The sequence below is a fragment of the Kitasatospora sp. NPDC004799 genome (genome assembly GCF_040609095.1).
Lineage (GTDB): Bacteria > Actinomycetota > Actinomycetes > Streptomycetales > Streptomycetaceae > Kitasatospora.
In genome coordinates, this window is sequence record NZ_JBEXJK010000262.1 from 1 (window position 1) to 11,565 (window position 11,565).

General features: G+C 75.4%; 13 protein-coding genes. 11 read left to right on the top strand and 2 right to left on the bottom strand.

Going from position 1 to position 11,565, the window contains the following annotated elements; all coding sequences use genetic code 11:
* The first annotated feature begins 22 nt into the window (after positions 1-22).
* Positions 23-961: an acetate--CoA ligase family protein gene (locus ABZW03_RS27590; protein ID WP_355263719.1), complete on the top strand. Its 939-nt coding sequence runs from the start codon at positions 23-25 to the stop codon at positions 959-961.
* A gap of 22 nt (positions 962-983) precedes the next feature.
* A complete protein-coding gene (locus ABZW03_RS27595; protein WP_355263722.1) occupies positions 984-1,499 on the top strand; it encodes a CBS domain-containing protein in 516 nt (171 codons plus the stop codon).
* Here the strand turns inward: ABZW03_RS27595 and ABZW03_RS27600 are convergent.
* Entirely contained in the window at positions 1,385-2,797 is a 1,413-nt protein-coding gene (locus ABZW03_RS27600; protein ID WP_355263725.1) for an MBL fold metallo-hydrolase, read from the bottom strand. The genes ABZW03_RS27595 and ABZW03_RS27600 overlap by 115 nt on opposite strands.
* A gap of 160 nt (positions 2,798-2,957) precedes the next feature.
* Between ABZW03_RS27600 and ABZW03_RS27605 the strand changes: the two genes are divergently transcribed.
* The 5 genes from ABZW03_RS27605 (at position 2,958) to ABZW03_RS27625 (ending at position 6,516) form a co-directional block, all read left to right on the top strand.
* On the top strand, positions 2,958-3,653 hold the full coding sequence (locus ABZW03_RS27605; protein ID WP_355263728.1) for a CBS domain-containing protein: 696 nt from the start codon (positions 2,958-2,960) through the stop codon (positions 3,651-3,653).
* 9 nt (positions 3,654-3,662) lie between these two features.
* The gene (locus tag ABZW03_RS27610; protein WP_355263731.1) at positions 3,663-4,265 is read left to right on the top strand and encodes a CBS domain-containing protein; all 603 of its coding nucleotides are present in this window, start codon (positions 3,663-3,665) and stop codon (positions 4,263-4,265) included.
* 142 nt (positions 4,266-4,407) lie between these two features.
* Complete coding sequence (locus ABZW03_RS27615; protein ID WP_355263734.1) at positions 4,408-5,088, top strand: response regulator transcription factor; 681 nt, start codon at positions 4,408-4,410, stop codon at positions 5,086-5,088.
* Positions 5,089-5,213: 125 nt separating this feature from the next.
* Positions 5,214-5,513 (top strand): SHOCT domain-containing protein, encoded by a 300-nt coding sequence (locus tag ABZW03_RS27620; RefSeq protein WP_355263737.1) that lies wholly within the window; start codon positions 5,214-5,216, stop codon positions 5,511-5,513.
* A 22-nt stretch (positions 5,514-5,535) separates the two neighbouring features.
* On the top strand, positions 5,536-6,516 hold the full coding sequence (locus ABZW03_RS27625) for a nitroreductase family protein (RefSeq protein ID WP_355263740.1): 981 nt from the start codon (positions 5,536-5,538) through the stop codon (positions 6,514-6,516).
* A gap of 4 nt (positions 6,517-6,520) precedes the next feature.
* Here the strand turns inward: ABZW03_RS27625 and ABZW03_RS27630 are convergent, their stop codons facing one another.
* Positions 6,521-8,230 carry a GAF domain-containing protein gene (locus tag ABZW03_RS27630; protein ID WP_355263743.1) on the bottom strand — a complete coding sequence of 570 codons (1,710 nt, stop codon included), beginning with the start codon at positions 8,228-8,230 and terminating at the stop codon, positions 6,521-6,523.
* Between the two features lie 219 nt (positions 8,231-8,449).
* Between ABZW03_RS27630 and ABZW03_RS27635 the strand changes: the two genes are divergently transcribed.
* From ABZW03_RS27635 to ABZW03_RS27650, 4 genes are all read left to right on the top strand, one after another.
* Positions 8,450-9,493: a zinc-dependent alcohol dehydrogenase family protein gene (locus ABZW03_RS27635; RefSeq protein ID WP_355263746.1), complete on the top strand. Its 1,044-nt coding sequence runs from the start codon at positions 8,450-8,452 to the stop codon at positions 9,491-9,493.
* A gap of 5 nt (positions 9,494-9,498) precedes the next feature.
* Complete coding sequence (locus ABZW03_RS27640; protein WP_355263749.1) at positions 9,499-10,173, top strand: pyridoxamine 5'-phosphate oxidase family protein; 675 nt, start codon at positions 9,499-9,501, stop codon at positions 10,171-10,173.
* A 184-nt stretch (positions 10,174-10,357) separates the two neighbouring features.
* Positions 10,358-11,035: a choice-of-anchor M domain-containing protein gene (locus ABZW03_RS27645; RefSeq protein ID WP_355263752.1), complete on the top strand. Its 678-nt coding sequence runs from the start codon at positions 10,358-10,360 to the stop codon at positions 11,033-11,035.
* A gap of 228 nt (positions 11,036-11,263) precedes the next feature.
* Positions 11,264-11,565: hypothetical protein (locus tag ABZW03_RS27650; RefSeq protein ID WP_355263755.1), on the top strand; the 302-nt coding region annotated here is incomplete at its 3' end.

The following is an 11,565-nucleotide window of genomic DNA, read 5'->3' on the forward strand; positions in this document are numbered from 1 at the left end:
GACGCCGCGGGGTGGATGACACATGGGTGTGATCACGGTCAAGCGACCGGCCAGGGCGTACCCGCCCACCGTGCTGCCCGCCTACTCGGACTCCGTCGCCGCCGCCCGGGCCCTCGCCCACGCCCGGGACCGCGCCCGCTGGCTCGCCGAAGCGCCCCCAGGGCCCGTCGAGGCGCCGGACTGCGACCGGGGCGCGGCCCGCAGCCTGATCGACGGCCACCTCACCGCCCACCCCGACGGCGGCTGGCTCGACCCGCTGTCCACCGCCGACCTGCTGGCGGCGTACGGACTGCCGCTGACCACCTCGGTGTGGGCCCGCGACGAGGACGCCGTGGTCGGCGCGGCGAACGCGCTGGGCCGGCTCGGGCACGACGGGAAGGTGGCCCTGAAGGCCTACTGGCCCGGGCAGGTGCACAAGAGCGCGCTCGGCGCCGTCCGCACCGGGCTCGGCGGTGAGGCCGACGTCCGCTCCGTCTACCGGGAGTTCACGGAGAGGTTCGGCCCGCAGCTGGCCGGGGCGGTGGTCCAGCCGATGGCGGCGCCGGGCGTCGAGCTGCTCGCGGGCGTCGTCCAGGACCGGGTCTTCGGTCCGCTCGTCGTGCTCGGGGCGGGCGGCACCGCCGCCGACGTGCTGGCCGACCGGTCGGCCCGGCTCGCCCCGCTGAGCGAGCGCGACCTGACCACCATGGTCACCGACCTGCGCAGCGCGCCGCTGCTGACGGGCCACGCCGGGGCGCCCGCCGTGGACCTCGCGGCGCTCCGGTCCGTCCTCGCCCGGCTCTCCCGCCTCGCCGACGACTTCCCCGAGCTCGTCGAGGCGGACCTCAACCCCGTCATCCTCCGACCCGACGGGGCGCTCTGCGTGGACGCCCGGGTACGGCTGGAACGCCGGCCGTCCTTCGACCCCTACCTGCGGCGGCTGCGCCGCCCGTCGGCCGCCGAAGGGGAGCGGACCCCGTGAAGCCCGAAGGGCAGTGGACCCCGTGAAGCACAGCATCCTCGACGGAACGCCGGCCGACACCTTCCCGTCCGCCGGGCCGCCACCGTCCGCCGGGCGCGCCCGGGTGCGCGACTGCATGAGCCACCCCGGCATCGCCGTCACCCCCGGTACCGACCTCGCCACCGTCGCCGCCGTGCTGGGCGCCTCCCGGCGCGGCGTCGTGCCGGTCGTCTCCCCGGACGGGAGCGTCACCGGGGTGGTCTCCGCCTCCGACCTCCTCACCGCCTACGCGGAGCGGGACCCGCGGCGGGAACTGCTCGCCCGGGACCTGATGTCCACGCCGGCGGTCACCGTCACCGAGGACACGGGCGTCATCGAAGCGGTGGCCCTGGTCGCCGAGCACGGCCTGCACCACCTGCCGGTGGTGGACGCCGACGGCCTGAGTCAGCGGACCAGCACCCGCTCGCCCGAGCGGGGGACCACGGCGGTCCAGCCGAGTTCGCGGTCGATCCGGTCGCGCAGCGCCTCCGAGCCCTCGGGCTCGCCGTGGACGAGGTAGACCGCGTTCGGCGGTGGGGCGGGGCGCAGCCATTCGACGATCTCGGCGGCGTCGGCGTGCGCGGAGAAGGCGGGGACGTTGACGACCTCGGCGCGCACCGGGACGTAGGTGCCGAACATCTTCAGGGCGCGGGCGCCGTCGACCAGGTCGCGGGCGCGGGTGCCGGCGGCGGCGTAGCCGACCACGACGACGGTGTTGCGGGCGTCGGGCAGCAGCCGGGCGAGGTGGTGGACGACGCGGCCGCCGGTGGCCATGCCGGAGGCGGAGACGATGACGGCGGGGCCGTGGGTGTGGTCCAGGGCCAGCGAGTCCTGGAGGGAGTGGACCAGGGTGAAGGGTTCCGGGTCCAGGGCGGCCGGGCCCCGGGCGAGGACGTCGGGGCGCAGCTGGTCGGAGCCGGCGGCGAAGGCCTCGCGGTAGATCTGGAGGGTGGCCAGCGCCATCGGGCTGTCCACGTAGACGGGTACGTTGGCGGGCAGCCGTCCGGTCCGGCGCAGTTCGGTCAGCTGGTGCAGGACGACCTCGGTGCGGTCCACGGCGAAGGACGGGATGACGACGGTGCCGCCGCGGGCGAGGGTGCGCTCCAGTGCCCGCGCGAACCACTCGCGGGCGGCGGTCTCCTCGTGGTGCCGGTTCCCGTACGTGGACTCCATGAGCAGCACGTCGGCCCCGGTGAACGGTTCGGGCGGGCGCAGCAGCGGGTGGACGGGACGGCCGAGGTCGCCGCTGGCGGCGACGGTGTGGCCGTCCTCCAGGGTGAGGTGGGCCCAGGCCGAGCCGAGGATGTGCCCGGCGCGGTGCAGCCGGAGGACGTTCCCGGTGGTGATCTCGACGTCGGTGTCCAGCGGGACGGGGTCGAACATCCGCAGGGCGTGCTCGACGTCGTCCTCGTCGTACAGGGGCTCGGCGGGCCGGTGCTTGGACCAGCCGTGCTCGTTGGCGTGGTCGGCCTCCTCGCGCAGCAGGTGGGCGCTGTCCCGGAGGATCAGCTCGGCGATCCGGGCGGTGTCGGGGGTGGTGAGCACCGGGCCGCGGAAGCCGTCGCGGACCAGTCGGGGCAGGTAGCCGCAGTGGTCGAGGTGGGCGTGGGTGAGCACGACGGCCCGGACGTCCGCGGCGTCGAGCGGCAGCGGGCGGCGGTTGCGGCGGCGCAGTTCGGCGAGCCCCTGGAAGAGGCCGCAGTCGATCATCAGCCGGGCGTGGTCGGTCTCGACCAGGAACTTGCTGCCGGTGACGGTGCCCACACCGCCCAGGAAGGTCAGCAGGCCGGGTCGGGGGGTGCCGGTGTCCGTCGTCATGGCCGCCTCCGTCGGGGTACGAGGTCCCTCCCATCGTCCTGCCGACCGGCCGCGCCGTCCTGGGCCGGACCGGCCCGACGGCATGGACCGACCGGCCCTGTCCGGCGGCGCCGGGTGCGCGGACAGTGAAGACGGGACCACCGGAGGAGGAGTGAGGACGATGCAGCACCGCAGCGTCAGCGATGTGATGACCCATGAGGTCGTCACCGCCCGGCCCGACACACCGGCCAAGGAGGTTGCGGCGCTGTTCCACCGCAACGACATCACCGCGATCCCGGTCGTCGACGACCGGGGACGCCCGCTCGGCATGGTGTCCGAGGCCGACCTGATCCGCAAGGAGGCCGTCCTGCCGGACCCGGAGGGGCGCTACCCGGGCCGCTGGCTGGCGGCGAAGGACCGCGCCCGCGCGGAGGCGGAGACGGCCGGTGGGCTGATGACCAGCCCGGCCGTGACCGCCCGACCCGACTGGTCGGTCCCGGAGGCCGCGCGTGCCATGGACCGGCACAAGGTCAAGCGCCTGCCCGTGGTCGACGAGGCGGGCCGCCTGGTGGGGGTCGTCAGCCGCCGGGACCTGCTGCAGGTCTTCCTGCGCCACGACGCGGCGATCCGGGACGAGATCAACCACGACGTGCTGGGGCAGACGCTCTGGGTCGCGCCCGGGGACGTCCGGGTCGCGGTGCACGACGGCGTGGTCACCCTGAACGGCCGGCTGCGGTTCCGCAGCCTGGTCCCGATCGCCGAACAGCTCTGCCGCGCCGTGGACGGTGTGGTCGCCGTCCACTCCACCCTCGACTGGACCGAGGACGACACCGACCGCTCCCTGGAACACCCCCGCGCCTACCGCGCGGCGTCGTAGGAGGCCGCCATGATCCGCACACCGAGCACCGTCGCCGACGTCATGACCCACGCGGTGGTGGCCGTCGGCCGCGACGCGGACTTCCGCGAGGTCGCCGAGACCCTCCAGCGCTGGCAGGTCAGCGCCGTTCCCGTCCTGACCGGCGACGGGAGGGTGATCGGGGTGGTCTCGGAGGCCGACCTGCTCACCGCCCGGGACCGGGACGGCGAGCGCGCCGACGCGCTGACGGCTGGGCGGATGATGTCCGTCCCGGCGGTCACCGTGCACCCCGGAAGCCCGCTGGGCGAGGCCGCCCGGGCGATGGCCCGCGGCCACCTGAAGCGGCTCCCGGTCGTGGACGAGGAGGACTACCTGGTCGGCATCGTCAGCCGCGGCGACCTGCTCAAGGTCTACCTGGAGGACGACCGCGAACTCGCCGACCGGGTCCGCTTCGAGCTCGTCGCCACCCTCGGCCCCGGTGCCGCGGTGGGCACCGACGTCCGCTCCGAGAACGGCCGGATCACCCTGACGGGCGAGCTGCCGGACACCGTCTCCGCGGCGGTCCTCGAACGGCTGGTCGGCTCGGTGCCCGGTGTGGTCGGCGTCGAGCTCCGGCTCGCCGCGCCCGCCTGAGCGCAGGCGCGGACGCGGACGCGGCACGACGGCGCCCTCGCGGCCCGGGCGCCGTCGCGCCGCGTGGTCGACGCGCTGCGCGGGCCGGGGCGGGCGCGTAGAATCGGTGGTGACAGCCGCCCGCGTATCCCAGGAGCAGGCCATGGACGCGCCCCAGTCCGTACGGGTGTTCCTGCTGGACGACCACGAGGTGGTCCGCCGGGGGGTGCGCGACCTGCTGGAGGCCGAACCCGACATCGAGGTCGTCGGCGAGGCGGCGACCTGCGCCCAGGCCCTCGCCCGCGTACCGGCGCTGCGCCCGGACGTCGCCGTGCTCGACGTGCGGCTCCCGGACGGCGACGGGGTGACCGTCTGCCGGGACCTGCGCGACCGGATGCCCGGGCTGGCCTGCCTGATGCTGACCTCCTTCGACGACGACGACGCCCTGCTGGACGCGATCATGGCCGGTGCGGCCGGCTACGTCCTCAAGCAGGTCAAGGGCGCCGAACTCGTCGGCGCGGTGCGGACGGTGGCCTCCGGCCAGTCGATGCTCGACCCGGCCACCACCCGCAAGCTGATGGAGAGCCTGCGCCACCACGAGGAGAGCGCGACCGACGCCGCGCTGGCCGGCCTCACCCCGCGCGAGCGGGAGATCCTCGCCCTGGTGGGGGAGGGGAGGACGAACCGCCAGATCGGCGAGGAGCTCTACCTCGCCGAGAAGACCGTCAAGAACCACGTCTCGCGCCTGCTCGCCAAACTGGGCGTCGAGCGACGGCTCCAGGCCGCCGTCATCGCCGCCCACGCCGAGCCCGAGCAGCACCACCACCCGCAGCGCCCGCGCTGAGCTCCCGGGCGGCCGGGCCGGGGCCGGGTGGGCCCGAGGAGGAGCCGAACGGCCCAAGCGCCGTGCCGCGCCCACGCCGCACGCTGGAGGTGATCGACCTCCCGTCACGGCCCGAGGAGACGGCGATGATGTACTGGAACGACGGGGGCATGAACGGCTGGGGCATCGGCCTGATGACCGTGACCATGCTGCTCTTCTGGGCCCTGGTGGTGCTCGGCGTGATCGCCCTGGTCCGGCACCTCGGCCGGCCCGCCCCGTACGGCCCGACCACCCCGGTTCCGCCCCCGGCCGCGCCGCCGGTGCGGCCCGACCCGGAGCAGCTGCTCGCCGAGCGCCTCGCCCGCGGCGAGATCGACCCCGACGAGTACCGCTCCCGACTGGCCACGCTGCGCGGCGGTGCCGACGACCCGCCCGCGTCCGGCTGACGGCGCACCCCTGGAGGCGGCCATGACCACCCTCGCGCTCGACGCCCCCGCGCTGGAGAAGCTCGTCTCCGCGGCGGTCGCGGCACCCTCGATCCACAACAGCCAGCCCTGGCGCTTCCGGCTCCGTCCGGACACCTCGACCCTGGAGGTCCGGGCCGACCGAGGCCGGGCCGTCCCGGCCGCCGACCCCGAGGGCCGGGCCCTGCACATCTCCGTCGGCGCGGCCGTCCTCAACCTGCGGGTCGCCGCCCGCCACCTCGGCTGGGCACCCGGGGTCCGCCTGCTGCCCGACCCGGCCGAGCCCGACCTGCTCGCGGCCGTCCGGCTCGACACCCCCGCCGTCGCGCCGACCCCGGGCACCGAGCGGCTGTACGGGGCGATCTGGCGCCGGCACTCCAGCCGCACGCCGTTCACCGACGCACCGGTCCCGCCGACCGTCCTGGACGAACTGGCCGAAGCCGCCCGGGCCGAGGACGCCGCGCTCCACCTGCCCGACCACGAGGAGACCACCCGGCTGCTCCACCTCACCGCCGAGGCCGAGCGCCGCAACACCACCGACGAGGCCCAGCGCGCCGAGAGCCGCAGCTGGATCCGCACCGGCGACGTACCGCCCTACGGCATCCCGACCCGTGCGCTCGGCCCCCAGGACGCGGCCGGCCACCTGCCGATGCGCGACTTCTCCGCCATCCGCGCCGCCGAGCACCGGGCCCCGGCCCGGTTCGAGCGCGAGCCCCGCATCGCCGTCCTCACCACCGACCGCGACACGCCCGAGGACTGGCTACGGGCCGGCCTCGCCCTGGAACACGTCCTGCTCGCGGCCACCGTCCACGGCGTCCGCGCCTCCCTGCTGCACCAGGCCCTGGAGTGGCCCTACCTGCGCTGGGAGGCCCGCGACCCGCACCAGCGCCCCGGCCACGTCCAGATGCTGGTCCGCCTCGGCTACGGCCCCGAGGGCGCCCCGACACCCCGGCTGGCCGTCGGCGACGTCCTGGACCAGGGCTGACGGCTCACCGCAGGGGGACCTGCCAGACCAGTTCGGTGCCGCCCCCGGGGCGGGGGCGGCTGGTGAAGGTGCCGCCCTGGGCGGCGGCGCGGTCGGCGAGGTTCGCGAGGCCGCTGCGACGGCCGCCCTCGGGAAGGCCGACGCCGTCGTCCGTGACGGTGAGGGCCAGGTCGACGCCGGCGTTGACGTTCACCGTGACCGCGTCGGCCCCGGCGTGCCGGGCGGCGTTGGCGAGGGCCTCCTCCAGGACCGCGACGGCCGCGTCCGCGACCTCGGGAGGCACCGTGACGTCGAGCAGGCCGCTCATCCGCAGGGCCGGGGCGAAGCCGAGGGAGCGCGTCGCCCGGTCGACCACCTCGACGACGCGGGCCCGCAGGCCGGCCGCCGCCGGGCCGCGCTCGCGCAGCCGCAGGCCGAAGATGGTGGCGCGGATCGTCCTGGCCGTCTCGTCCAGGTCGTCGATCGCCCGCAGGACGCGGTCCGTCGCCTCCGGGTGGTCGATGAAGCGGGTGGCGCCCTGGAGCGTCATCCCGGTGGCGAAGAGCCGCTGGATGGCCAGGTCGTGCAGGTCGCGGGCGATCCGGTCACGCTCCCGCAGCAGCGCCACCTGCTCGGAGTCGCGGCGGCGCTCGGCCAGCTCCATCGCCACCGCCGCCTGGCCGGCGAAGCCCAGCAGCGGACCGGACTCGCCCTCCTCGAACACCGGCGCACCGGCGGCCCGGGCCAGCAGCAGCACGCCCCGGATCCCGCGCTCCGCGGTGCCGACGGGCACCGTGACCGCCGGTCCCAGCCCCTGCCAGCGCGGCGGACCGGCCGTGATCCGCGGATCCTGCTGGACGTCGGGGCTCACCACGAGCCCGCCGGTGCGGAAGGCCGCGCCCATGAGCGAGCCCTCGACCGGCAGCACCAGACCCCGGTGCTGCTGCGCGCCGAGACCGACGGCGATCCGCACCTCCAGCTCGTCGGCCTCCGGCAGCGGCACGGCGACGACGGCGAGGTCCGCTCCGGCGATCGCGGTCGCCCGGGCGAGGAGCAGGTCCAGCACCTCCTGCTCCGCGCTGCCGGACAGCAGACTGCTGGTCACCTCGGCGCTCGCCTCCAGCCAGCGCTGCCGTCGGCGGGCCCGGTCGTAGAGGCGGGCGTTGTCGATGGCCACCCCGGCGGCGACGGCGAGGGTGGCGAGCACGGACTCGTCCTCGGCGTCGAAGGCGCCCCCGCCGCGTTTCTCGGCCAGGTAGAGGTTGCCGAACACCCTGTCCCGGATCCGGATCGGCACTCCCAGGAAGCTGCGCATCGGCGGGTGGTTGGCGGGGAAGCCGTAGGAGGCCGGGTGCTCGGATATCCGGCTGAGCCGCAGCGGCTCGGGGCGGCGGATCAGCTCGCCGAGGATGCCGTGCCCGGACGGCAGGTCGCCGATCAGCTTGACCTGCTCGTCGGTGACGCCGACCGGGATGAACTGGGACAGCCGCTGGTCCTCGCCGATCACCCCGAGCGCCCCGTACTCGGCGTCCACCAGGGTGACCGCGGCCTCCACGATGTGCTGGAGCGCCTGGGTCAGCTCCAGGTCGCGCCCGACCGCCAGCACCGCCTCCAACAGGCTGTGCACCCGGTCCCGGGTGCCGCGGGCGGCGTCCAACCGAGCCTGGAGCTCCGCCAGGAGCTCGTCCAGCCGCAGGTTCGGTACGGGTGCGGGACCCTCCGGCGTGCCGTCCAAGGGAACCTCCACGGTTCGTCCCCCGATACCCACTGACCAGCGTAGGCGCGGCCCGGCGGCCCGGCGGCCCGGCGGGAGCAGGGCCCGGCCGGTGCGAGGGGGCCCATCGGCCCACCCGGAGCACCCCGGTGGCCCCCTGCGACGGGAGCGGCCGGGGAGAACGCTGGAAGTGCGAGCGGAACCGTCCCGGCTCCGCCCTCCGAGAGGAGTGACCGCGGCATGAAGGCGCTCACCTACCACGGACCGGGCCGCCGTACCTGGGGCGACGTCCCCGACCCGGCCGTCCGCGACCCGGAGGACGCCGTCGTCCGGGTGGACGCGGTGACCATCTGCGGCACCGACCTGCACATCCTGAGGGGCGACGTCCCCGAGGTCGAACAGGGCCGCGTCCTGGGCCACGAGGCCGTCGGCACCGTCACCGCGACCGGCCCCGGCGTGCGCACCGTCGCGGTCGGAGACCGGGTGCTGGTCTCGTGCGTCTCCGCGTGCGGCCGCTGCGCCTACTGCCGCGCCGCGGCCTACGGGCAGTGCACCGGCGGAGGCGGCTGGATCCTCGGCCACCTGATCGACGGCTGCCAGGCCGAGTACGTCCGCACGCCGTTCGCGGACACCTCCCTGTACGGGCTGCCCGGCGGCGTCCGGGACGAGGACGCCCTGCTGCTCGCCGACATCCTGCCCACCTCCTACGAGGTCGGTGTCCGCAACGGCCGGGTCGGCCCCGGCGACACCGTCGCGATCGTCGGCGCCGGACCGATCGGCCTCGCCGCCGTCCTCACCGCCCGCCTCTACAGCCCTGCCCGCGTCGTCGTGATCGACCTCGCGCGGAGCCGCCTCGACGCCGCCGAGCGGTTCGGCGCCGACACCGTGCTCACCCCCGCCGAGGCCACCCCCGAGGCCGTCCGGGGGCTGACCCGGGACGGGCTCGGCGTGGACGTCGCGATCGAGGCGGTCGGTGTGCCGGAGACCTTCGAACTGTGCACCCGCCTGGTGCGTCCCGGCGGCCGGGTGGCGAACGTGGGCGTGCACGGCAAGCCGGCGGTGCTGCACCTGGAGGACCTCTGGATCCGCGACGTCACCATCACCACCGGCCTGGTCGACACCGCCAGCACCCCGATGCTGCTCGACCTGCTGGCCGCGGGCCGGCTCGACACCGGCGGACTGGTCACCCACCGCTTCGGCCTCGACGAGATGCAGGACGCCTACGACGTCTTCGCCGACGCGGCCGACACCGGGGCCCTCAAAGTCGCCCTGTTCCGGACGTGATCGCCATGGATGGAGGAACCGCCACCACGGGCGTCCAGCCCGACCGCGACGACATCGCCCGCCGGATCGTCCGACGGTGCGACCAACTCGGTCTGAGTGAAGGAACGTTGGCCCGCCGGGCCGCGATGTCCCCCGCCTATCTCCGGCAACTGCTCTGCGCCGGTCCCGAGTTCGACCCGCCCGCCTTCGTCCGGATCACCGCCGTGCTCGGGATGACCTGGCCGGAGCTGCTGTCGGGCCGCCGCCCGGACGCCCCGCCGGGGCGGACCGACACCGGCCGGCGCGGGCTGCTCCTGCGCCTCACCGAGCCGCAGTGCTGGGAACTGCTCGGCACCCACGGTGTCGGCCGGGTCGGCCTGCCCGGCTCGTCGGCGCCCGTCGTGCTGCCGGTCAACTACCTGGTGGACGCCCGGACGGTCGCCTACCGCACGGGCCCCCGGGGCGCCGCCGCTCCGGCCGACGGCTCGCCGGTCTCCTTCGAGGTGGACCGGATCGACGAGCACCGGAGCCTCGGCTGGAGCGTCCTGGTCCTCGGCCAAGCCCACCTGGTGGACACGACGGACGAGGAGCGGCACCTCGCGGAACTGCCCGGTGCCACGCCCTGGGCTGGCGGCGCCCGCCCGCTCTGGGTGCGCGTCCGTCCGGCCGCCGTCACCGGTCGTCGCATCGACCCGGGGTGAACCGCGGGCGCGGCGGGCCGGACGACGGTGGCGTCCCGCCTGTCGGGTGGTGGTGGCCGGGATGCCCGGCGGGGCGTCAGTCCGGGGGCCGGGGGCGACTCTTGCGCGATGGAAATGAAAATGATTATCGTATCGCTACTTCGGCGCACCGCCCCATCCTCATCCGTGGAGGTCTCTCTTGCGTGTGATCACGCGTTCCCTGACCCTGGCCGGCACCGTCGCGGCCGTCCTCGCCTGCGGCGCCCTGACCGCGTCCGCCGCCGGTCCGGTCAACCTGAGCACCGGTCACGTCGACGTGCTCGACGTCGAGTACGCGGACGGCGTGCTCGGCCTGCACGTGCACGACGAGTCCGTCGTCCCGGACGTCGAGTACGACCCCGCCGCGGTCGTGCTCCAGGCCCTGCCCGCCTCGCAGGCCACCGTGCCGAGCGGCTCGCAGTACGCCTTCCTCGGCGCGCCGGGTGCGGCGACCTGGATCCTTCCGCAGCTGCAGAGCCAGAACCTGCTCTGGCCGGGCATCTCGGGCGAGCACCTGGCCACCGGTGTGTTCCAGAACGACCGGGTGACCGTCCGCCTCACCGGCGCCCAGCGGGACACCAACGGCGACGGGGTCGGTGACACCTCCGCACGGTTCGCCGTCTACTCGGACAACGGCGGCAGCATCACCAAGTACTTCGACAGCAGCGACGGCGTGAACCCGCTGGTCGACGCCCGCACCGTACTCGCCGGCTCGCACGACCACGCCAACTGGGCGTTCGGCGCGGCCGGTGACTACATCCTCAAGTTCCAGGCCGTGGGCACCCTGGCCAACGGCACCGGCGTCAGCTCGGCCGTCCTCACCTACAGGTTCCACGTCGGCTGACCGTACCGGCTGACTTGTACCGGCTGACTTGTACCGGTTGGCCGGGGCCGGGTGACCGGCCCACCTGACAGGGGGCCGTCGGGCGTGCACCTCCCGACGGCCCCCGCCCCTGCCCGTACCCGCCCGTCCGCCGCTCACGCGTGCGTCGTTCACGCGCGCGCGGCCGGTACGCGGGCGGCTCGCCCGCACACCGCCAAGACCCGTGGCCAGTACCGCCGAAGGGGCTCGATGAGTACCGCACACCGGAGGGCCGCCGCCTGGGCGACCGCCCTCGGCACCCTCCTCCTCACTCCGCTCGCCGCCCAGAGCGCCGGAGCCGTCCCCGCGGCCGACCCGGCCGGGCCCCAGGAGCCCGCCGTCCTCGACGCCGGCCGGGTCGAGCTCGCGCCTCGGCTGGTCGACGGCACGCTCCGACTCCTCATCCACAACCGGGCCGAGGGCCCCGCCGGCGGCTGGTACGAGCCGGCCCGCGTGACCCCTCGCCGGGCTGGGACTCCGCGTACCAGTGGAAGGCGGACCCGGTCCCCTTC

Coding starts and splice junctions, on each gene's coding strand:
- ABZW03_RS27590 (WP_355263719.1), top strand. CDS start 23: ATGGGTGTGATCACGGTCAAGCGACCGGCCAGGGCGTACCCGCCCACC.
- ABZW03_RS27600 (WP_355263725.1), bottom strand. CDS start 2,797: ATGACGACGGACACCGGCACCCCCCGACCCGGCCTGCTGACCTTCCTG.
- ABZW03_RS27605 (WP_355263728.1), top strand. CDS start 2,958: ATGCAGCACCGCAGCGTCAGCGATGTGATGACCCATGAGGTCGTCACC.
- ABZW03_RS27610 (WP_355263731.1), top strand. CDS start 3,663: ATGATCCGCACACCGAGCACCGTCGCCGACGTCATGACCCACGCGGTG.
- ABZW03_RS27615 (WP_355263734.1), top strand. CDS start 4,408: ATGGACGCGCCCCAGTCCGTACGGGTGTTCCTGCTGGACGACCACGAG.
- ABZW03_RS27620 (WP_355263737.1), top strand. CDS start 5,214: ATGATGTACTGGAACGACGGGGGCATGAACGGCTGGGGCATCGGCCTG.
- ABZW03_RS27625 (WP_355263740.1), top strand. CDS start 5,536: ATGACCACCCTCGCGCTCGACGCCCCCGCGCTGGAGAAGCTCGTCTCC.
- ABZW03_RS27635 (WP_355263746.1), top strand. CDS start 8,450: ATGAAGGCGCTCACCTACCACGGACCGGGCCGCCGTACCTGGGGCGAC.
- ABZW03_RS27640 (WP_355263749.1), top strand. CDS start 9,499: ATGGATGGAGGAACCGCCACCACGGGCGTCCAGCCCGACCGCGACGAC.